Genomic DNA, 21,072 nt, shown 5'->3' with positions numbered 1-21,072 from the left:
CAATTGCCACGCGGTATAATCGGCCTCGCTTACTTCAATACCCAGGCACGACATGACTTCCTCCGCACTTCCTCCCGACACTTCCAGCGACATTTCCGACAGCACCGAAGACAATAACGACGCCACCCTGGTCGCGGAACTGGGGGAACTGGCCGAGCATATCCGCCTGGTCAAGATGGAAGGCCGCGTCTTCGTGCGCTTTTCCGGCACGGTCAAGGCCGGGCATCTGCTGGTGCCGTATGCGCTGGTGCCAGCGCAGGGCGTGCTGGCGCGGCCCGCCAAGTGGCGCAAGATGGACCGCGAGGCCAAGCTGGCCCTGGTGCGCGAACGGGCCAGCGCGGCCGTCTTCGAAGAGCTGCGCCAGCATGTGATGGATTTCGTCGCCGATATTGCGGGCTTGAGCGAGGATGTGGATACGGACCCGATGGTCTTCCTGCACACCTTGGCCGACATGCAGACGTCGGAGCCGGCCGGCATGGTGTTCGACCGCATCCGCCAGCGTTTTAATCACGCCATCGAGCGCCAGCAGGAAGAACAGCACGCGGCGCGCACGCGCCAGAGCATCAACCTGGCCGAGTATCCCGCCACGTTCGAGATGGCGCGCCGCCTGCCGCGCCGCTTCATCGCCCTGCTCGGGCCCACCAATTCCGGCAAGACGCACCGCGCCATGGAAGCGCTGGTGAAAGCAAAGAGCGGCATCTACCTGGCGCCATTGCGCTTGCTGGCCCTGGAAAATTACGAGCGCCTGCTGGAAGCCGCGCCGCACGGCAAACCCTTGGCCGTGAGCCTGATCACGGGCGAGGAGCGCCGCGTCGTCGACGGCGCCACGCACGTGGCCAGCACGGTGGAAATGCTGGACACAAAAACGGTCGTCGAAGTGGCTGTCATCGATGAAATTCAGATGCTGGCCGACCCGGACCGGGGCGCCGCATGGACGGCGGCCGTCTGCGGCGCACCGGCCCACACCGTGTACCTGGTGGGCGCGCCGGAAGCGCGGCGCGCCATCGAAGCGCTGGCCGAGCGCCTGGACTGCCCACTGGAAGTGCACGTCCTGAAACGCATGGCGCCCCTGTCGATGGAGCCGAGCGCCGTGCGCAAGGTGCGCAACCTGCGCCGCGGCGACGCCGTCATCGCCTTTTCGCGCCGCGAAGTGCTGATGTGGCGCGACATGATCACGGAAACGGGATTGTCGGTGGCGACTGTGTACGGCAACCTGTCGCCCGAAGTGCGGCGCGCGCAGGCGCAGCGCTTCCGCGACGGCACGGCCGATATCGTCGTCGGCACGGACGCGCTGGCGATGGGCCTGAACATGCCGATCGCGCGCATCGTCATGACCACCTGCGTCAAATACAATGGCCGCGAAGAGGAAGAGATTTCGGCCGCGCTGGCGCGCCAGATCGCCGGGCGCGCTGGCCGCTATGGCGTGCATGAAGAGGGACTCGTGGCCGGCTACGACAACGAGACGCATGAAGTGATGCGCGCCCTGCTCAAGGAAAAACTGCACCCGCTGAACACCAGCGGCTTTGCCGTGGCGCCCTCGCTTGAGCATTTGCACCGCATTTCGTCGGTGACGGGCGAGCTGTCGCTGTCAAAGCTGCTGCGCCGCTTCATCCACAACATCGACGTACCGGACGGCTTCTTCTTCCCGCGCATCACGCAAGACCAGCAAGATCGTGCCATCTGGCTCGACACATTACCCCTGTCCGTGGCCGACAAGTTCACCCTGTCGCTGGTGCCGATATCGAGCAAGGTGCCGTCCTTGCAGACGGCGTGGGAACACTGGTCGAAGAATCTGTCGCAGGGAAAAACCAGCACCTTGCGCCAGCATGCGTATGGCGGTGGCACGCAAAATCTGCAGCAGGTGGAAGACACTTGCCGCTACTACTCGGCGTATGCCTGGCTCAGCTACCGCCTGCCAGAATTCTTCCCCGATATCACCGTGGCGCAAAACCTGTCGCGCGATGCGTCGGAGCGGGTCGACTCCATCCTGCGCGCGCACAATGCGGCTTCGCGCGGACGTGCCAGCAAAAAGTTCAAATAGGCGTCAACGGATTTCCCAGAACCACACTTCCGCGCAATCCCAGTAGCACTCGGAACCGCACACCTTCACGCCGATGGATGGCAACAGGATGTCGATATGCCCGCCCGCGCCACCCAGGTAACCGGGAATGCGGAAGAAGGCGACCAGGCCCTTGCGCTGGCCGATGCCGGCAATCGCCGCATCGCGCCTGAATTTTTCGGGCTGGCCAAACATCGAGGGGCTGGCCAGCATATGCGCCAGCTTGGCCTGTCCCGGTTCGATCAGCGCGCCCTTGAACGGCCCCTTGCGAATCGCCATGCGGCCCTTGACCTTGACGCCGGCCTTGATCAGCGCCAGGCTGACGCGGATGGCGCAGGTATTGGCAAAGCTGTCCTTGCCGATCAAGTCTTCCCAGCCGATTTCGCCAAACAGGGCCGCCTGGTCGACGGCCGCCACGCTCGAGTAATTTTCACGCAGCTTGATGAATGCAGGTTTCACGTCAGCCTCCTGGTGGTGGGGTGGAACAGGGAAAACGCCGCGCCAGGATGGCGATGATCAGGAGGGATGCATCGCCCAGACGGGCGCGCGCGGGCAGCTTTTTCAGTTCGGCGACGATGTGCGCGTCGATTTCCACCGTTTTCAGCCGACCCGTATCGCACCACAAACGGCCCTGCGCAGCATCGGCCACACCGGCCAGGTAGCCTTTGGCGTAGCGCTGATCGAGCAGGAAGACAGCATCGGCCATCGCTCCCTTGGCCGGCCCTTGCTGGTAATACGCGATCAGCCGGTCGGCGCTCAGGCGCGGCGCCGGAGCATAGGCGGCGCCCTGCCCTTGTACGCTGGGCAGGCACAAACTCAATACAATGAAAAGGAAGGGGACATGCATGGCCAGCCATGGTCAGTGAGGGAGGTCTGGCTGATTGTAGAACAATGCGCCAGCCCCGCACTGAGCGAGGTCAAGCGTAGGTCGGGTAGGTCGGGTTAGGCCAAAGGCCGTAACCCGACAACACCAATAAAGCCAACAATGATGTCGGATTACGCGCGGCGTTGCCCCGCAAATCCGACCTACACGTACAAAACCCGTGAAAGTTACGGTTTGCCCGGCGCCGCATAATACAGCTTCAGCACCAGCCCATTATGGTCGTCGGCCATATAGATATCGCCATCCTGACCCTGCTTCACATCGACGGGCGCGCCCCTGCCCTGCTTGCCCTTGCGTTCCCAGTTGCCGATCAGCTCGACGGACTTGCCCAGCGGCGCACCAACCTTGTCGGGCAGCAGCGCCACCAGGCGGTGGCCGTTGCTGCGGTAGCCATGGTAGCCGATGATCAGGCTATTCTTGTACAGCTCGGGGAAACGGCTGGCCGTGTAGAACGTCATGCCCAGCGGCGCGGCATGGCCGGGCAGCAGGCGCTGCGGCGCCGCGTATTGCGCGGCGCAAGCCGTCTTCGGATATTCCGGACTGGCGACGTTGTCGTCGTAGCAGTACGGCCAGCCGTAATGCCGGTCGGCCTTGATCAGGTTCAGCTCTTCGTGCGGCAGGTTTTCGTCGCTTTTCAACTTCGGCATGGCGGCCTGGATGGCGTCGCGCGCATTTTCCGCCTGCCACAGCTCGCCCGTGGCCGGGTGAAAAGCCAGCGCCATCGAGTTACGCAAGCCGCGCGCATGCGTGCGCCAGCCCGTCACCGTGCCGGCTGGCCAGGCCATCTTGTATTCGCGGATGGCGCCCAGCGCTTCCGGTCCCTCCGCCGAGGCGCATGGTTTGCTCGCATCGGGCGCCTTGCCATCGTTCTCGCAGTGGTCGGTGCTCGAGCCCACGTTCACATACAGGTCGCCCTTGGGGCTGAAACGCATGGTCGTCAGCAGGTGCAAACCGAGGCCCGGCAGGCGCGGCGTCTTTGCCGTGCCGCCGATGATATCGGTGAGGGCGCGGGCGGGATCGCGCAGATCGAAGCGGAAAATGCGCCCCACTTCGCCCACGTAGACCATGCCGTCCGGTCCCTGCACGATGCCGTTCGGGCGATCCAGCTTGTCGAGCAGCAGCTTGCGCTCGTAACCGGCACCAGCCCCCTTGCGCTGCAACAACCACAATTTACCCTGCTTCGGCGCCCATCCCGCCATGTCCGTGACGAGGATGTCGCCATTCGTCAGCGGCAGCACGCCACGCGGGAATTTCAAACCGTCGGCCAGCACGGCCACGCAAAAGCCGGCCGGCGTAGTGACGTCGAGACGCGGCATGCCGTCGCACTGGGCGCCGGGCGCCGCCAGGGCGGGACCGAAGGCACCGGACAGGCAGGCGGCCAGGATGATCTTCTTGTTCATGAGGGTATTTCCATCAAGGGTAATCGGGGCAGCACGGCGCGCGCGTTGGCGCTGGTGGCAACGGCCACGTCGGCCAATGCCAGGCCGCGCAATTCGGCCAGCACGGCGCCGATGCGTGGCAATTCTTCGGGACTGTTGCGGCCCGGGTGGACCCAGCTGGGGGAAATATCGGGCGCATCCGTCTCCAGCACGATGGCATCGAGCGGCAAGTCCGTGGCCATGCGGCGTATCTGCAACGCGCGGGTAAACGTCATGGCGCCGCCGAAACCGAGCTTGAAACCCAGGTCGATATAACCCTGCGCCTGCTGGAAGCTGCCGTTGAACGCATGCGCGATGCCGCCGTTCGGGCGAATCTGGCGCGCGTGCTTGAGGACGATGTCCTGCGAGCGGCGCACGTGGGTCAGCACGGGCAAATCGAAGTCGCGGGCGATCTTCAACTGCTCGCGCAAAAAATGCTCCTGCCTGGCGCGCATGGCCGGTTCGCACAGCATGGGGATAAAGAAATCGAGGCCGATCTCGCCGATGGCGACGAAGCGCGGGTCGGCCATGGCAGCTTGTACGGCCACGCGCAGGGCAATCAGATCGTCCTCGGTGGCGTGCGGCACGTAGATCGGGTGGATGCCCAGCGCATAGCAGGCGTTGGGCGCCGCTGCCGCCATGTCGCGCACGATGCTGAAATTGGCCCGTTCGATGGCGGGAATGACGATCATGCCCACACCCTGCTGCTGCGCGCGCGCCGCCACCTGCAGCGATTCGTTGCCGAATTCGTGGGCGTCGAGGTGGCAGTGCGTGTCGATCCACATGGCGGACTCCTGGTATTGCTCAGTATCAATAAGGCTGCAGCCCTTCGTCCGTCAGGCGCAGCACGCGGTCGCAGCGCTTGGCCAGTTCGATATCGTGCGTGACGATGACGAAGGCCGTGCCCAGGGTGCGCGACAATTCCAGCATCAGGTCGAAAATCTGTTCTGCCGTGGCGTGATCGAGGTTGCCCGTCGGTTCATCGGCCAGCACGCAGGCCGGCTGCGTGACGAGGGCACGCGCCAGGGCCACGCGCTGGCGCTCACCGCCCGACAATTCGCCCGGCGTGTGCGTGACGCGCTTGGCCAGGTTCACGCGCGTGAGGATCTGCTGCGCCAGCTCGGTGGCCGGTGCGCGCTTCATGCGCCGTATCATCAGCGGCATGGCGACGTTGTCGAGCGCGGAAAACTCGGGCAGCAAGTGGTGGAACTGGTAGACGAAGCCCAGCGAGGCGTTGCGCAAGTCGCCGCGCGCCTTTTCACTGAGCGTGGCGAAATCCTTGCCCAGCAGGGTCACCTTGCCGCTGGTGGGCGTATCGAGGCCGCCCAGCAGGTGCAGCAGGGTCGACTTGCCGGAGCCGGAGGCGCCGACGATGGCGACCCGCTCGCCGCGGTGGACGTCGATGTCGATGCCGGCCAGCACCTGCACCTTGTAGCTGCCCTGCGTAAAAGTCTTGCCCAGACCGCGGCAGGACAGGACGGCGGAATCGGCGGAAGCGCCGTTGGAGGCAGGTTTGTTCAGATCGGTCATGGTAGTCGTCAGTGGTTTATTCATAGCGCAGGGCTTCCGCAGGTTTGACGCGGGCAGCCCACCAGCTTGGGTACAGGGTCGCCAAAAAGGCGAGGATCACGGCCAGCACGCCGATCTTGCTGACGTCGGGCCAGCGCAGGTCGGACGGCACGGTGCTGATGAAGTAAATATCCTTGGAGAGGAACTGCACGCCCAGCAGGTGCTCGATGAAGGGCACGATGACGTCGATGTTCATGGCCACCAGCACGCCGCCGCCCACGCCCAGAAGCGTGCCCAGGATGCCCACCAGCGCGCCCTGGATCATGAAGATCTTCATGATGGAGCGGGGCGAGGCGCCCAGCGTGCGCAAAATGGCGATATCGGCCTGCTTGTCCGTCACCGTCATCACCAGGGTCGACACCAGGTTGAACGCGGCCACGGCGATGATCAGGGTCAGAATGATGAACATCATGCGCTTTTCCGTCTGCACGGCGGCGAACCAGTTGGCGTTCAGCTTGGACCAGTCGCGCAGCCACAGGTCGCCGGGCATGGATTTTTTCAACTCGGCTGCCACTTGCGGCGCCTGGTTCATGTCGGCCAGGCGCAAACGCAGGCCGGACGGGCCGTCGAGGCGCAGCAAGCGCTGGCCGTCTTCGATATTGATGAAGGCCAGGCCGGCGTCGAATTCATTGTGGCCCGCCTGGAAGATGCCGCTGACAGTAAAGCTGCGCATGCGCGGCAGCACGCCGGCCGGCGTGACCTGGCCCTGCGCCAGCATCAACGTCACTTTTTCACCGAGGTTGACGCGCAAGGCGCGCGCCAGCTCGATGCCCAGCACGATATTGAAGGTGCCCGGCTGCAGGGCCTTGAAGCTGCCCATGCGCGTCTGGCCGGCCACGTCGGACACGTTCGGCTCTTCCTCGGGCAGCACGCCGCGCACGATGGCGGGGCGCAGCGCATCGTCGCGCAGCAGCATGCCCTGCGTTTCCACAAACGGCGCGGCGCCCTTCACGGCCGGATTTTTAAAGGCCTGCGCCGCTTCGGCGCGCCAGTCCGGCATGCTGCCACTGTTGTCGAACACTTCCACGTGGGCCAGCACGGACAGCATGCGGTCCGTCACTTCCTTCTGGAAGCCGTTCATCACGGACAGCACGACGATCAGCGCCGCCACGCCCAGGCCGATGCCGGCCATGGAAATGAGGGAAATAAAGGAGATAAAACTGTTGCGGCCACTGCGCTTGCCGGCCCGCGTGTAGCGCAAGCCGACCAGCCATTCGAAGGGAAGATTTTTTAACATGCTTGTGATGTGATTGATTCTTGTGTAAGCGACATGCCACCGTGCTGACCCAACGGCGAAGTGCCGGGGTCGGACCCTGAGGGTCCGACCCCAGGTTTTGCTTCAGGGTTAACTTTGTTATTCATACCGCAGCGCCTCGGCCGGCTTGACTCTGGCGGCGCGCCAGCTGGGGTAAATCGTCGCCACCAGCGCCAGGCCAAAAGCGATCAGGCCGATCTGCGCCACGTCCAGCCAGTGCACGTCCGACGGCACGGCGCTGATCTGGTAGATTTCCTTGGAGATGAAGTGCAGGCCGAAAATGCCTTCGATGAAGGGCACGATGACGCCCACGTTCAGCGCCAGCACGACGCCGCCGATCACGCCCAGCGCACTGCCCAGCAAGCCGACCAGCGCGCCCTGAATCATGAAAATCTTCATGATGGAGAACGGCGAGGCGCCCAGCGTGCGCAAAATGGCGATGTCGGCCTGCTTGTCGGTGACCGACATCACCAGGGTCGAGACGAGGTTGAACGCGGCCACGGCGATGATCATGCTGAGGATGATGAACATCATGTTCTTCTGGCTTTGCACCAGCGCATACCAGCTGGCACTGGCGCGCGACCAGTCGCGCATCCACAGCTGGCCCGGCATCGACGCTTTGAGTTCGCGCGCCACCTGCGGCGCCTGGTTCATGTCATGCAGACGCAAACGCAGGCCGGACGGGCCGTCGAGCTGCAGCAGCTGCTGCGCATCAGCCATGTTGACGAAGGCCAGGCTGCCGTCAAGTTCATTGTGGCCTGCCTCGAAGATGCCCGCGACCTTGAGCGCGCGCATGCGCGGCATGACGATGCCAGTGGCCGGGTCGCCCGCCCTCGGCTCGCGCTCCAGCATCAGGGTCACGTTCTGCCCCACTTTCACATCGAGCGCCTTGGCCAGGTCGATGCCCAGCACGATGTTGTACGAGCCTGGCGTGAGATCCTTGAAACTGCCCTGCTTCATCTGGGAGGCCACGCTGGAGACGGTGGCTTCCTGCTGCGGCAGCACGCCGCGCACGATGGACGGGCGCATGGTTTCGTCGTTCAGCAGCATGCCCTGCGTTTCCACGAACGGCGACACGGCTTTCACTTGCGGGTTGGCGTAGGCGGCGCGCTCCTGCGCCTGCCAGTTCGGCATGGAACCGCTGGTGTCGAACACCTCGACGTGAGCCAGCACCGACATCAAACGGTCGGTGACTTCCTTCTGGAAGCCGTTCATGACGGAGAGGACGACGATCAGGGCGGCCACGCCCAGGCCGATGCCGGCCACGGAAATGAGGGAAATGAAGGAAATGAAGCTGTTGCGGCCACTGCGCTTCCCGGCACGCGTATAGCGCACGCCGACCTGCCACTCAAAAGGAAATTGTTTGATGATGCTCATGCGCTCCCGCGACAACGATAATATGCGAGCGCGCAGTGTGCCACACAATGGGCTTTTTATGCATGAAACTATGTGTGCAGCGCCGCACCCCCGCAGCAATTTTCCTATTGTGCCAGGCCGAATACCTGCAACAGCTGCCCGGACAGGGCGTACTGACGCATCTGCGCCAGGGTCAAACGGTGCATCTGGTCGATGCGCCGCTGCTGTATCGTGAAGTAGCTGTCGCGCGTCTGGATGATCTGCTGCAGGTTGCGCCGACCCGCCTCGTACTGGATGGTCCCGCCCCGCACGACAAAGGCCATCTTCTTTTCCTGCTCTTCCAGCAAGGCCAGGGTGCGCTGCGCATTGGCGATACGCGGCAGCATGCTGGCCAGGTCGGCGCGCGTGCCCTGCTCGGCGCGAACCACGTCCGCGTCGGCCGCCTGGGCGCGGCTGATGCTCTCGTCGCGCTGCGCCAGGCTGCCGCCGCCCAGCGGAAACTCCCAGCTCACACCCACCGACCAGCCGCGCTGCTGAATGGTCGATGGCGGCGGCGTGGTCTTGTTATTCAACAGATGGGTGACATCGAGGTCCACTTTCGGCGCCAGGGTGGCCGCCACGCTGCGCACGCGCAGCCGGGCGGCGGCGGCGCGTTCGCGCGCGGCGCGCAATTGCGCCTGCTGCGTGTCGGCGTTTTCCAATGCCTGCGCCGGCAGCGGCGCAAACGTGAAGTCGGCAAACTGCGCTACCGGCTCGAAAGCCAGCGCTTCAAGCTTGATCTGCGCGGCCAGACGGTCCGTCAGCAAGCCGTCGTGCACCAGTTCCGCATCGAGCTGCGAGCTTTGCGCCAGCTCGCGGTCCACTTCCGATGCCTTGCCCAGCTCCGCCTGGCGCATCACCTGCTGCACCAACTGCGTCACGTCGCGCAACCGCTCCTGCGATTGCAGCAGGCTGCGTTCCAGGCGCTGCATGTCGAAATAGGCTTCGGCCAGCTTTTCCGCGCTGTCCGCCCTGGCCCGCTGCACGTCGAAGGCGGCGCCCGCCACCTCGCGCCCGGCGGCATCCATTTCGGCGCCGTCGGCGCCGCCGTTGTACACATTCCAGCGCAGGCTGGCCTCCACCTGGTGCGTGCGCCGCTGCACGTCCAGCGTGCCATCGAGGTCGTTGCTGCGCCCGCGCGTGGCCTGCAGCGCCGCATTCGGAAACAGGCGCGAACGGGCCTGTTTGTAGCGCGCCTCGGTGGTGGCCAGCGCCGCCTGCGCGGCGACTACTTGCGGATCGCGCGGCACGGCGCGCGCCAGCAAGGCCGGCAAGCCGCGCATGGACTGCGCCTGGAAAGTGGCCGGCGGCGCGGATTGCGCCGCCGCGTTCGCGCAGGCGAATGCCATGCAGAATAAAAAGGCACGCATCAACGCTCCTGCAGGGAAGACTGCAAGCCACGCAACACGGGCTTGAACACATATTGCATCACCGAGCGGCGTCCCGTCAGGATGCCCACGTCGACCGGCATGCCGGGCGTGACCGGCAGCACCTTGCCATGCGCCGTCAACTGGCGGCGGTCGGTGCTGAGCTGCACCTCGAAATACGGCTCGTTGCGCTCGTCGGGGATGGCGTCGGCGCCCACGCGCACCACCTGCGCCTTCATGCGGCCATAGGTGGTGGCGTCATACGCCAGCACATTGGCCGAGGCGCTCTGCCCCACATGGATAAAGCCGATATCGGACGGTTTCACACGTACGGAGATGAGCACCTCGGAGTCGGCCGGCACGATTTCCAAAATAGGCTTGCCGGGCTGCGCCACGCCGCCGACGGTGGCCACCAGCACGCGGTTGACGACACCGTCGACGGGCGCCGTGATGTCGCGCCGGCTCACTTGATCCTGCTGGCCCTTGACCGTGCTGGCCAGCGCGGCCGCCTTGGTTTCGTATTCGCTGCGCTGCGCACCCCACTGGCCGCGCATGCGCGCTTCGACTTCGCCGGCCTGCGCCTGCGCTTCGGCCAGGGTGGCCAGCAAACGCGGCACGGAGCTGCGCATGCCGTCGAGTTCCGTGCGCTGCTGCTGCACGCGCTGCTGCGCATTCAGGTAGTCGCCGCGCGAACCGGCGCCCTCTTTGAACAGGCGCTCCTCGATCGCCAGGCTTTCCATGCCGATCTTGAGACCCGTCTCGAGCTGGGCGATGCGGCCGTGCGCCTCGGCCAGCTCGCCGCGCCGGCGCGTCACGCCTTCACGGGCGGCCGCCGTGGCGGAGGCAAATTCGCGCTGACCGTCGCGCCACAACTGGGTTTCCTTGGCGATCAGTTCGGGCGCTTCTTGCTGCCATGCCGGCTCGAAGCGCGGCGTGCCGCCCGTCAGCAGCGCGTCCAGACGCGCCCTGCCCGCCAGCGCGGCCAGGCGGTTCTGCACGCTGGCGCCCAGGTTGGCTTCATACTGGGCTGTATCCAGGCGCAGCAGCAAATCGCCGCGATGCACCTGCTGGCCAGGCTGCACCAGCATCTCGCGCACGATGCCGCCTTCCAGGCTTTGCACTTCCTGCAGATGCGATGGCGGCGTGATGGCGCCGCGGCCATTCACGGACACGTCGAGCTGGGCGAACGTGGCCCAGGCCAGCGTCAGCACCACCAACACGGCGATCAGCGCCAGCATGCGGATGACGAGGCGCCGCGGCTCGCGTTCCGGGTCCGGGTGCGCCTGCGGCAAGGGACGGGCATGCAGGGCGCTCATGCCGGCGCTCCCGTCGTATTTTCAACGGCGGCGGCGGGCTTGGCGCCCTGTCCGTTCAAGACGCGCAGCACCTCGTCGCGCGGGCCGTCGGCCACGATGCGGCCACGGTCGAAGACGATCAGCCGGTCCACCAGCGCCAGCATGGCCATGCGGTGCGTGACGAGCACGATGGTGGTGTCTTGCAAGGTGCGCAGGCGCGCGATCAGACGCTGTTCCGTGGCCGGATCAAACATGCTGCTCGGTTCATCGAGCAGCAGGATGGGCGGCTTGGCCAGCAGCGCGCGCGCCATGGCCACGGCTTGCCGCTGGCCGCCGGACAGGCGCTCGCCCCGCTCGCCCACTTCCGTCGCCACGCCGTTGGGCAACTGGGTGATGATGTCGTCCAGGCAGGCCAGGCGGATGGCGTCGAGCAGCCTGGCGTCATCGGGCTGGCTGCGGCCCAATTCGATGTTTTCGCGCAGCGTGCCATGGAACAGGGTCACGTCCTGCGGCACATAGCCGATCTGGCGGCGCAGGCTCAAGGGTTCAAGCTGGGTGCTGGCCAGGTCGTCGAACAGCACGCTGCCGCTTTGCGGACCGTACTGGTTGAGCAGCAGGCGCAGCAAGGTGCTCTTGCCGGAACCGAGCTTGCCGATCACGCCCACTCTTTCGCCGGCGCGGATTTGCAGGTTGAGTTTATCGAGCAGCGGCGGCGAGTGCGGATACGCAAACCCCACGTCGCGAAATTCGATCCGTCCGCTCAGGGGCGGCGCCTGCAGGCTGGCCGCATCGTCGTCGGTGGGCGCTTCCATGATTTTATTGAGTGCGTGATACGACAGCTTGGTCTGCTCCCAGCGCATGATCAGGCCGGCGATCTGGCTCACGGGCGCCAGTGCGCGGCCCGTCAGCATGCTCACGGCGATGATCTGGCCCAGGGTCAGCAGGCGCTCGCCCATCAGCAAGGCGCCGACGGCCACCACGGCCGTGCCGGACAGGGCCAGCACGGCCGTGTTGATGTAATTGACGCGGCTGACGATTTCGCGCGTCTCGACGCTGTTGGCGGCGATCGCCACGGTCAGGCTTTCCCATTTGCGGCGGCTCCACGCCTCGGCGCCCAGCGCCTTGATGGTGTCGAGGCCATTCATGGTTTCAAACAGGTGCGCCGTGCGCTGGCCACTTTCCTGCATCGAGGCGGCCACATGGCGCGCCAGCGCCGCGCGCGAGGCGAAGGCGACCAGCAGCAGGATGGGAATGGCCGCCAGCGGCACCAGCACCAGCCAACCGCCGACCAAGGCAATGACCAGCAGGAACAGCAGCAGGAAGGGCAAGTCGCCCAGGGTAGTCAGGGTGGTCGAGGCGAAGAATTCGCGCACCGATTCGAAATCGCGCACGGTATTGGCCAGCGTGCCGCCCGAGGCGGGGCGGCTGGCCGCGCGCAGGCGCAGGCACTGGGCGAAGATGCTCGACGAGAGGGCCACATCCATGCGCCGCGACGCCGTTTCCACCAGTTCGCCGCGCAGCAAGCGCATGGCCAGTTCAAAACCGGTCAGCGCCACCACGGCGATCGTCAGCACCCACAGGCTGGAGGTGGCGTTGTTCGGGATCACGCGGTCATACACGGCCATCGCGTAGAACGGCACCAGCGCGCTGATGATATTGAGCACCAAAGTGCCCAGCAAGGCCCAGCGAAAGACCCAGCGGTTGCGGTTGAATACATCCCAGAACCAGCGCCCCGCCGCCGGCATGCTGTAGAGCAGGCTGCGCTGATCGAAGAACATCACCGGACGCACGGCCACCCAGCGCCCGGCGGGCACTTCCTGCGCCAGCATGGCCGCATCCAGCCAGGAACTGCCTTCGATGCCGGGCACATGGCATTCATACTTGCCGTCGGCGATCGTCAGCACCACCAGCGCCTGTCCCGCGCCATTCAACAGCAGGGCCGGCATTTCCGTGGGGCGGCGCGATTTATCCACCGGTAGCGGCGTGCCGGCCAGGCTGCCATGCGCCAGCGCCTGGTCGAGGAAGTCGGCGGCGGCCGGGTCGCCATGCGCGAGCACGCTGGCGCGCAGGCGTTCGGCCTGCACGGCCGTGCCGAAAAAGCGCGCCAGGAACACCACCGCCTCGGCAATGCTGTCGGCGGAGGCGATGGAGGGAGTAGCGTCGGCGGCGTGCGCGGCAGAAGGTGGCGTCATGATGAACTCAAGTCCGATCTCAGGCAGTTGCAATGAACAGTGAGAAACTATTATCAAGGTCGCGCGGCGATGGCCTGCAAAAACATTGTGCCATAGTAATATCGGCTATTCAGATAGGTGTTGTAAAAATAAAAAACTGCGGCGCGTCGTGACAGACGCGCCGCAGCAGTTACATCTGGCTAACGACTACTGCTTCAGAATTGACCGGCTTTGCGGCGGCGCGCCATGAAGCCCAGCAAGCCCAGGCCCGCTACCAGCATGGCCCAGGTTTGCGCTTCCGGCACGGGCGACACGCTCAGCAGGGTTTGCGAAGCGGGGTTGACGCTGCTCAGGCTGGTGTAGCTGTACAGGTTCTTGACGCTGCCAGTGCCCGTCGCCGTGACCAGCATGGCGTTCGCTTCGCTGACGACGACATTGCTCAAGCTCCTGAAGCGCAGCTCGCCCGTCGACAGATTGCTGTTGTCATTATTCAATTCCCACAGGGCCAGCTGGAAGGCGGCGGCACTGTTGGCGCTGGTCGACACATTCGCGATGGACGAGGCGTAATAGCCCTCGTACAGGCGCTTGACGGCGTCGCTGGCGGCAAATACGCCACTGCTGTAGTTGTTCGAGACGTTGCTCAGCCCGACATGGGGATCGAGGCAAAACGCCAGGAAGGTATTGCTGTCGTACTTGACTTGCCACAAGGTCGGGGAAATGCTGCTGCCGGCGCCGAAAGCGCCGCCGCTGGCCGTAAACACGCTGACGCTATGCGAGTCGATCACTTGCAGATTGGACGCGGCCAGGGCGCTGCCGCTGGCGACGGTGAAAACAGCGGCTGTGATGGCGGCGCGGACGATCAGGTGCATGGATTGTTTCATGGTGTATTCCCTATTATTTATCAAATGTGGAGAGCGCCGGGCAGGATGACGGCCCGGCAAGAGACATCAGGCAGCCATTTCCTGGGGCTGTGCAGTGGTGTGTGCCATGGCGCGGCGCAACACTTCCGCCATCTCGCAATGCGCCTGGGCGTCGACAGCGGGAGCAGCCGGGGCCGCAGCCACCGTGGCGACGCTCGCATCCTGGCCCAGCGCCGTGTCGAGCGCATGGTCGTCGCGCAGCAGGTCGGCCATGCTTGGCAGCGATACGCCGGCCTTGGCCGCATCCTTGGCATCGACATTGAAATACACGTCCGTCATGTCGACCGTCTTGCCATTGGCCAGGGTGGCGCTGCTGCGCTCGAGGTGCAGGTTGTCGTTGGCGTCGAGGAAAGGCAGTGCCGTGTAGGACACCGTCAGGCTGGCGACGCCGGCGTCGTGCAGCGACATCAGTTCGCCATCGTCCGTCGCGCCATTGCTGTTGGCGTCGCGCCAGATGCGCAGTTCAGCAAACTTGTCATCTTTCGCGTCGACCACGCCGTCGCCGTTCGAGTCATAGCTGGACAGCTTGGCAAAGCCCGTGCCCTTCTCGTTGCCGCCAAACAGTTCGGAGATGTTGTCGATCTTGCCATTGCCATTGCTGTCGATGGCCAGCAAGCCGTCATGGGCCGAGACCCAGCCCGACTGGATGGCGCTGCCCGTGCCCAGCAAGTCGAAGCTGCCGTGGAAATCGGCGCGGGCGATGGTATGCACGCCGTCGCCGTTCAGGTCGATCACGATCGGCGTGATGGCGGCATCCCAGCTCATGTCGTTCTGGCCCGAGGCCAGTTTCAGGATATCCGTGTAGATCACATTGGCATACGAGCCATTGCTGTTGACGTCGGAATCGATGTTGTCGTTCGTGCCCACGTTCTTCGCGCCCCACTTCCAGCTGTTCATGGCGTAGCCGGCGTGATACACGCCCGACTTATCGAACTTGAGCGAGTAGCTGCCCGGATCGAGGTCGGCAAACTTGTAGTTGCCATTCGAGTTGGTGTAGGTGGTAGCGAGCAATGCGCCACTGCCCGAAAACAGTTGCACCTTGATGTTGGCGATGCCCGCCTCATTGCTATCCTGCACGCCGTCATGGTCGGCGTCGCGCCACACCTTGTCGCCCAGGCTGGCCTTGCGGTAGATGCCCGCATCCCAGCTCATGTCGTTCTGGCCGGCAGCCAGGTTGATCAGGCCGGAACGGCCCGTGCTCGTATCGACGTCGGAATCGGCCGTATCGCTGCCCAGGTTGGCCTTGGTGTAATAGAAACCCGACGGACGCACGACTGCCACCTTGTAGCTGCCGGCGACGAGATTGTCGAACAGATAATTGCCGCTGCCATTCGTCGTTGTCGTGGCAATGATCTGGTTGCTGGCATTGAGCAGGTTGACTTTCACCCCCGCCACGCCCAGTTCGCCCGCCTCCTGCACGCCGTTGTAATTATTGTCTTCCCACACGCGATTGCCGATGCTGCCGGTAACAGGCGCGCATTTGACCAGGCCCGCATCCCAATCGAGCTGGACATCACCTGATTTCAGCGCGATCCAGGTGGTGGTGAGGCCGGTAGCCGGATTGACATCCGAATCGGTGGCGTAGCCGCCCACGTCGGCCTTGGTGAAATTGTAGCCGGCGGGTGGCACGAAACCCAGGAAGTAGTTACCAGGTACCAGGTTGCTGAACAGATAATTACCGCTGGCATCCGTGGTGGCGCTGGCCACCACGGCGCCCGCGGCGTTGTACAGATTGACTTTCACGCCACCCATACCCGCTTCGCCTGCATCTTGCGTACCGTTGCCGTTGGCGTCAAGCCACACGCGGTCGCCAATGCTGGCGGTTTTATACAGGCCCGCATCGAGGTCCTTGTAGTTCTGGCCGGCAGCAACGGTCACCAGGGCGCTCTGGCCCGCCGCGTTGATGTCGCTGTCGAGCGTATCGTTGCCGCCCGCATCCTTGACCGTGCTCAAATAGCCTGGCGGCGCGACGACGGCGACGGAATAGGTACCGGCATCGACGCTGAAATTGTAATAGCCGGTGGCATCCGTGACGGTCGAGCCGATCACGCTGCCGGCTGCATTTTTCAGCTGCACCGTGACGCCGCTGATGCCCGCTTCGCCCGCATCCTGCACGCCGTTCAAGTTGGCGTCATGCCAGACGCGGTCGCCCAGCGAGGCCGGCAGGGCCACGATGCCCGCATCCAGGCTATGGTTGCTGTCGCCGGAAGCGAGCAGCACTTGCGCCGTCTTGCCGTCGATGGCGCTGGCGTCGGAATCGCGCTGCTCATCGCCGCCCTGGTCCTGGCCCGTCAAGGCATAACCGGCAGGCAAGCTGGTCTTGTCGAACTGGACGCTGTAGGCGCCCGGCTTCAGATTCGTGAACAGATAATTGCCATTCGCATCCGTGGCGAGCGGGCTGCCGACGGCGTTGCCCGACGCATCGAGCAAGGTCACTTTCACGCCGGCTACGCCCGCTTCGCCCGCATCTTGCACGCCGTTCTTGTTGGCATCGAACCAGACGCGGTCGCCCAGCTCGGCGGCGCGGTACAGGCCCGCGTCCAGGCTCGAATTGGTCTCGCCCGGCGCCAGAGTGACGGGCGCCATGTTACCGGCCGCATCGATATTGCTATCCTTGGCCGCGTCGCCACCCTGGTTGGCCGCTGTCGCCGTGTAGCCATTCGGCGTCACAACCGTGACGGAATACGTGCCGGGATTGACATCGAAGTGGTAACCGCCATTCGCATCGGTGGTGGCCGATGCCACCACCGTGCCGGCGCCGTCTTTCAATTGCACCACGACATTGGCGATGCCCGCCTCGCCCGCATCCTGCACGCCGTTGGCGTTCTTGTCTTCCCAGACGAAGTCGCCCAGGTGGGCCATCGGTACGTTGAAGGTCAGGTAATGCGGCACCAGGCTCAGGTCTTGCGCGTTGCAACCGGCAGTGCCGCCGTCATCGCGCACCTTGAAACCCAGATCGAAATTGCCAGCCACGGTCTGGCTCGGCACAAAGACCAGGTGGCCCGCGCGGATATCGTCGATGGAGACTTCCGTGCCCACCGCGACGGCCACGCCGTTGAGCAAGACTTGCCCTGCCGTGGTGGTATTGGTGATGACGATGGACTTGAAGCCGTCGTGCTCGACGTCGTCGTGGAAGCCGAAATCGCTTTCGCTGAGCACGACGCTGGCGCCATCGACCAGGTTGAAGGTCTTGTCGGCCGCATCAGGCGCGTCGTTGACGGGATCGATGATCACTTGCAGTTCCAGCTGGACGATATCGCCATTGCCCTTGTCGATCGTCACCTGGATGGTGGAGAAATTGCCGTGGTAGTTGGCTGCCCAGTCGCCGGGACGCACATACACGGTGTCCGCGTCGAGCATGCCGAACAGGGGCGTGTTGCTGGTCGATTCCGTATCATCCGGCAACAGGACGGTGAAATTCTTGATGTTCAGCTCGCCTTGCACCGTATAGCCGGCCTGTATCAGCAAGTCGCGGATATCAAAGTTCTTGTTGATGTCTTCGCACACGTGAACCGTGGTCGACAGATTGTAGGTCGTCATGCGGCCTCCTGGCGACGCGCAGCGGTGGCGGCAGGAGTGGCAACGTGAGAGGCCAGGGCGCGATCAGCCTGGCTGCGCAAAGCGGCGAATGTATACATGGGTGGGCTTCCAAGAAAGAAACTTGTTTAAAAAATGAAGCCGGCAGCATCTTGTATACGGTTTCGAGGGATACAGGAGCCAGACGACGCAACCACACAGCTGGGGTGTGATTATCTTTCTGATATTTAAGTTGACGCAATTATATCGTCCATATTTTCAAAAGCAAATTGTTTTCCATCAAAAAGAATTAAATTTATATAATCTTGATGTTTTTTTGATACTTAAACTACCCAGAGAAAATTATCTGCCCCTACTCTGGCATGGCTACAATCGCCTACAATCTCGGGATGAATCAACTTACCCTCGTCCTGCCCTTCGCCTTGCCCAATGCCGAACTGGCTGCCGACCTGCTCAAGGTCTTGCAAGCGCCCGCGCTGGCGGCCCTGCTGTCGCGCACCTCCGCTTGCGATTTGGAAACTTTTGACAATGCCAAGCGCCTGCTGCCGCATGAAGCATGGCTGGCGCATGCGCTGTGCCTGGCGCCCGCGCCCAACGGCGAGGCGGCGCAGGCGGCCTTTGCCGCACTGGCCATGCGCGGCTACGGCCTCGTGCCGGAACCGGGCGCGCGCTACTTCCTGCTGCACCCGGCCCACCTGGCCATTGCCCGCAGCCATATCAGCCTGGAAGACTTGCGCCAGCTCAAGCTGAGCGAGGATGACGGGCGCGCCCTGTTCGACATTGCAGCCCCGTATTTCGACGAGATCGGCCAACCGCTGGCGTATGGCGATGCGGGCACCTGGTTCATGCGCGCCGATGGCTGGAGCGACTTGCAGTGCGCCTCGCCGGACGCCGCCACCACGCAAGACCTGTCCGTCTGGATGCCGGAAGGCGAGCACGCGCGCGCCGCGCGCCGCCTGCAAAACGAAGTGCAGATGCTGTGGCATGAACACCCTGTCAACGCGGCGCGCGAGGAACGGGGCTTGAAAGCCATCAATTCTTTCTGGATCTGGGGCGCCAGCCTAGCCAACGCTGAAGCTGCGCGCTGCGCCGCCAGCCTGCATACCAGCGACGCACCGGGCTGGCTGGCCGCACTGGCGGAACCGGCGCAGCGCGATGCCAGTCCAAGCAGTGTGCTGGCAAGCCAACAGGATGCGATCATCGTGCTGGGCGGCCTGATCGAAGCGGCGCAGGCCCAGGAATGGGGCATGTGGCTGCAACAGTTGCAAGCGCTGGAAACGGACTGGTTCGCCCCCGTGCTGGCGGCCCTCAAAGATGGCCGGCTGGGCCAGCTGCGCCTGGTGCTGAGTCACCGCGACGCCTGGCTAAGCTGCACCACCAGCAAGCATGCGCAGCGCAAATTCTGGCGCGCGATTACCCTGAACAAGTTGAAAGCATCATGACCCGCACCCGCATCGCCACCCGTCCCTGCCCTTACCGCGAATCCGAATTGCTGCGCCAGGGCGGCATCCACCCCGTGCTGGCCCGTTTATACGCTTCGCGCGGCTTGACGGACGCGGCAGAACTGTCGAGCGAACTGGCAGCCCTGATGCCGCCGTCCGGCTTGCTGCACATCGGCGCGGCCGGCGTCTTCCTGGCCGACGCGATTGCCGCAAAGAAACGCATGGTCATCGTGGCCGACTACGATTGCGACGGCGCCACCGCCTGCGCCGTGGCCATCCGCGGCTTGCGCGCCATGGGCGCCGACGTCGATTTCATCGTGCCCAACCGTTTTGAATACGGCTACGGCCTGACGCCGGAAATCGTCGAACTGACGGCCCGCGAAAAGTCGCCCGACATCATCATCACCGTCGACAACGGCATCGCCAGCATCGATGGCGTGGCCGAAGCGAACCGGCGCGGCATCCAGGTGGTCGTCACCGACCACCATTTGCCGGCCGACACCCTGCCCGACGCGGCCGTGATCGTCAATCCGAACCAGCCCGCCTGCGGTTTTCCCAGCAAGAACCTGGCCGGCGTGGGCGTGGTGTTCTACGTGCTACTGGCCCTGCGGGCCGAACTGCGCCGGCGCGGTGTATTCGATGCGCAAACGCAGCCCAAGCTCGACAACCTGCTCGACCTGGTGGCGCTGGGCACGGTCGCCGACGTGGTGCGCCTCGATAGCAACAACCGCATCCTCGTCGCGCAAGGCCTCAAACGCATGCGCAAGGGCAATATGCACGCGGGCGTGGCGGCCCTGTTCCGCGTCGCGGGACGCGAAGCGCGCAGCGCCACGCCATTCGACCTGGGCTTTGCCCTGGGCCCGCGCCTGAATGCGGCCGGGCGCCTGCAAGACATGTCGCTGGGCATCGAATGCCTGATCACGGACGACGAAGGCCGCGCCTGGGCGCTGGCGCAGCAACTCAACGACATCAATCTGAAGCGCCGCGAAATCGAGGCGGACATGCAAGATACGGCCCTGCTGCACCTCGACGCTTTCGAGCCGGCCAACAGCAGCACCATCAGCGTCTTCGATGCATCCTGGCACCAAGGCGTGATCGGCATCGTCGCCTCGCGCCTGAAGGAAAAGTTTTATCGGCCGACCATCACGTTCGCACCCGGTGCCGACGGCTGGATCAAGGGCTCGGGCCGCTCGATTCCCGGCTTCCACTTGCGCGACGCGCTCGACCTGGTGTCGAAACGGGCACCCAGCCTGATCGACAAGTTCGGCGGCCACGCCATGGCGGCGGGCCTGACCATCCGCGCCGACGCCTTCGAGGCGTTTTCCCAGGCCTTCGAAGCCGTGGGCCAGGCCTGGCTCAGCCAGCAACAGCTGGAAAGAGTCGTGGAAACGGACGGCCCGCTGGAAGACGCCTACTACACGACGGCCTTCATCGAGCTGATGGATGGGCAAGTGTGGGGCCAGGGCTTCGCCCCGCCCGTCTTCTGCGATGAATTTCGCGTCGTCAGCCAGCGCATATTGAAAGAGCGCCACTTGAAACTGCTGCTGGAAAAGAACGGCGTGCGCTTCGACGCCATCTGGTTCGGCCATACGGATGCGCTGGGCGAACGCACGCGGGTGGCGTTCCGGCTTGATGCGAATGAATACAATGGCACGACCAAAGTTCAACTCATGGTGGAGCACGCCGAACCTGTGTAGTGACACCTGACAGTACCTACTGCGCGTCGGTATAGGCCGCCTGCGATGCTCACCGTACTAGAAG

Annotated in this window: 15 protein-coding genes; 3 read left to right on the top strand and 12 right to left on the bottom strand. The window is 64.2% G+C overall.

What is annotated here, in order from left to right:
- Nucleotides 1-52: 52 nt before the first annotated feature.
- The gene (locus CLU93_RS22985; protein ID WP_099763467.1) at nucleotides 53-2,041 is read left to right on the top strand and encodes a helicase-related protein; all 1,989 of its coding nucleotides are present in this window, start codon (nucleotides 53-55) and stop codon (nucleotides 2,039-2,041) included.
- 3 nt (nucleotides 2,042-2,044) lie between these two features.
- Here CLU93_RS22985 and CLU93_RS22980 read toward each other — a convergent pair whose 3' ends face one another.
- From CLU93_RS22980 to CLU93_RS22925, 12 genes are all read right to left on the bottom strand, one after another.
- Nucleotides 2,045-2,518 (bottom strand): T6SS effector amidase Tae4 family protein, encoded by a 474-nt coding sequence (locus CLU93_RS22980; protein WP_099763466.1) that lies wholly within the window; start codon nucleotides 2,516-2,518, stop codon nucleotides 2,045-2,047.
- A gap of 1 nt (nucleotide 2,519) precedes the next feature.
- Nucleotides 2,520-2,906: a Rap1a/Tai family immunity protein gene (locus CLU93_RS22975; RefSeq protein WP_133250788.1), complete on the bottom strand. Its 387-nt coding sequence runs from the start codon at nucleotides 2,904-2,906 to the stop codon at nucleotides 2,520-2,522.
- A gap of 203 nt (nucleotides 2,907-3,109) precedes the next feature.
- On the bottom strand, nucleotides 3,110-4,342 hold the full coding sequence (locus tag CLU93_RS22970; protein WP_099763464.1) for a PQQ-dependent sugar dehydrogenase: 1,233 nt from the start codon (nucleotides 4,340-4,342) through the stop codon (nucleotides 3,110-3,112).
- Nucleotides 4,339-5,145 carry a TatD family hydrolase gene (locus CLU93_RS22965; RefSeq protein ID WP_099763463.1) on the bottom strand — a complete coding sequence of 269 codons (807 nt, stop codon included), beginning with the start codon at nucleotides 5,143-5,145 and terminating at the stop codon, nucleotides 4,339-4,341. Before CLU93_RS22965 ends, CLU93_RS22970 begins: the two co-directional genes overlap by 4 nt.
- A gap of 25 nt (nucleotides 5,146-5,170) precedes the next feature.
- Nucleotides 5,171-5,890 carry a lipoprotein-releasing ABC transporter ATP-binding protein LolD gene (lolD, locus tag CLU93_RS22960; RefSeq protein ID WP_099763462.1) on the bottom strand — a complete coding sequence of 240 codons (720 nt, stop codon included), beginning with the start codon at nucleotides 5,888-5,890 and terminating at the stop codon, nucleotides 5,171-5,173.
- A gap of 16 nt (nucleotides 5,891-5,906) precedes the next feature.
- Nucleotides 5,907-7,166, bottom strand: coding sequence for a lipoprotein-releasing ABC transporter permease subunit (locus CLU93_RS22955; protein ID WP_099763461.1), 1,260 nt, complete (start codon nucleotides 7,164-7,166; stop codon nucleotides 5,907-5,909).
- A 117-nt stretch (nucleotides 7,167-7,283) separates the two neighbouring features.
- Nucleotides 7,284-8,561, bottom strand: coding sequence for a lipoprotein-releasing ABC transporter permease subunit (locus CLU93_RS22950; RefSeq protein ID WP_099763460.1), 1,278 nt, complete (start codon nucleotides 8,559-8,561; stop codon nucleotides 7,284-7,286).
- Nucleotides 8,562-8,665: 104 nt separating this feature from the next.
- Nucleotides 8,666-9,949, bottom strand: a complete 1,284-nt coding sequence (locus tag CLU93_RS22945; RefSeq protein ID WP_257225062.1) for a TolC family protein — start codon at nucleotides 9,947-9,949, stop codon at nucleotides 8,666-8,668.
- Nucleotides 9,949-11,262 carry an HlyD family type I secretion periplasmic adaptor subunit gene (locus CLU93_RS22940; protein WP_099763459.1) on the bottom strand — a complete coding sequence of 438 codons (1,314 nt, stop codon included), beginning with the start codon at nucleotides 11,260-11,262 and terminating at the stop codon, nucleotides 9,949-9,951. Before CLU93_RS22940 ends, CLU93_RS22945 begins: the two co-directional genes overlap by 1 nt.
- Nucleotides 11,259-13,433 carry a type I secretion system permease/ATPase gene (locus tag CLU93_RS22935; protein ID WP_257225061.1) on the bottom strand — a complete coding sequence of 725 codons (2,175 nt, stop codon included), beginning with the start codon at nucleotides 13,431-13,433 and terminating at the stop codon, nucleotides 11,259-11,261. Before CLU93_RS22935 ends, CLU93_RS22940 begins: the two co-directional genes overlap by 4 nt.
- Before the next feature lie 194 nt (nucleotides 13,434-13,627).
- A complete protein-coding gene (locus CLU93_RS22930) occupies nucleotides 13,628-14,293 on the bottom strand; it encodes a thioester domain-containing protein (protein ID WP_099763457.1) in 666 nt (221 codons plus the stop codon).
- A 66-nt stretch (nucleotides 14,294-14,359) separates the two neighbouring features.
- Entirely contained in the window at nucleotides 14,360-17,872 is a 3,513-nt protein-coding gene (locus CLU93_RS22925; protein ID WP_099763456.1) for an SdrD B-like domain-containing protein, read from the bottom strand.
- A gap of 386 nt (nucleotides 17,873-18,258) precedes the next feature.
- Here CLU93_RS22925 and CLU93_RS22920 point away from each other — a divergent pair, with 386 nt between their 5' ends.
- A complete protein-coding gene (locus CLU93_RS22920; protein WP_257225060.1) occupies nucleotides 18,259-19,311 on the top strand; it encodes a hypothetical protein in 1,053 nt (350 codons plus the stop codon).
- Nucleotides 19,308-21,008 carry a single-stranded-DNA-specific exonuclease RecJ gene (gene recJ / locus CLU93_RS22915; protein WP_099763454.1) on the top strand — a complete coding sequence of 567 codons (1,701 nt, stop codon included), beginning with the start codon at nucleotides 19,308-19,310 and terminating at the stop codon, nucleotides 21,006-21,008. The genes CLU93_RS22920 and recJ overlap by 4 nt, the downstream gene beginning before the upstream one ends.
- Nucleotides 21,009-21,072: the final 64 nt, after the last annotated feature.

The organism is Janthinobacterium sp. 35 (assembly GCF_002754575.1).
Classification (GTDB): domain Bacteria; phylum Pseudomonadota; class Gammaproteobacteria; order Burkholderiales; family Burkholderiaceae_D; genus Janthinobacterium; species Janthinobacterium tructae.
This window is presented reverse-complemented; position numbering and strand designations above follow the sequence as displayed.

Bases quoted from the DNA above. Each gene is read 5' to 3' on its own strand.
- recJ (WP_099763454.1), top strand. From the start codon at position 19,308: ATGACCCGCACCCGCATCGCCACCCGTCCCTGCCCTTACCGCGAATCC.
- CLU93_RS22925 (WP_099763456.1), bottom strand. From the start codon at position 17,872: ATGACGACCTACAATCTGTCGACCACGGTTCACGTGTGCGAAGACATC.
- CLU93_RS22950 (WP_099763460.1), bottom strand. From the start codon at position 8,561: ATGAGCATCATCAAACAATTTCCTTTTGAGTGGCAGGTCGGCGTGCGC.
- CLU93_RS22945 (WP_257225062.1), bottom strand. From the start codon at position 9,949: ATGCGTGCCTTTTTATTCTGCATGGCATTCGCCTGCGCGAACGCGGCG.
- CLU93_RS22965 (WP_099763463.1), bottom strand. From the start codon at position 5,145: ATGTGGATCGACACGCACTGCCACCTCGACGCCCACGAATTCGGCAAC.
- CLU93_RS22940 (WP_099763459.1), bottom strand. From the start codon at position 11,262: ATGAGCGCCCTGCATGCCCGTCCCTTGCCGCAGGCGCACCCGGACCCG.
- CLU93_RS22975 (WP_133250788.1), bottom strand. From the start codon at position 2,906: ATGCATGTCCCCTTCCTTTTCATTGTATTGAGTTTGTGCCTGCCCAGC.
- CLU93_RS22920 (WP_257225060.1), top strand. From the start codon at position 18,259: ATGAATCAACTTACCCTCGTCCTGCCCTTCGCCTTGCCCAATGCCGAA.
- CLU93_RS22930 (WP_099763457.1), bottom strand. From the start codon at position 14,293: ATGAAACAATCCATGCACCTGATCGTCCGCGCCGCCATCACAGCCGCT.
- lolD (WP_099763462.1), bottom strand. From the start codon at position 5,890: ATGACCGATCTGAACAAACCTGCCTCCAACGGCGCTTCCGCCGATTCC.
- CLU93_RS22935 (WP_257225061.1), bottom strand. From the start codon at position 13,433: ATGACGCCACCTTCTGCCGCGCACGCCGCCGACGCTACTCCCTCCATC.
- CLU93_RS22970 (WP_099763464.1), bottom strand. From the start codon at position 4,342: ATGAACAAGAAGATCATCCTGGCCGCCTGCCTGTCCGGTGCCTTCGGT.
- CLU93_RS22955 (WP_099763461.1), bottom strand. From the start codon at position 7,166: ATGTTAAAAAATCTTCCCTTCGAATGGCTGGTCGGCTTGCGCTACACG.
- CLU93_RS22985 (WP_099763467.1), top strand. From the start codon at position 53: ATGACTTCCTCCGCACTTCCTCCCGACACTTCCAGCGACATTTCCGAC.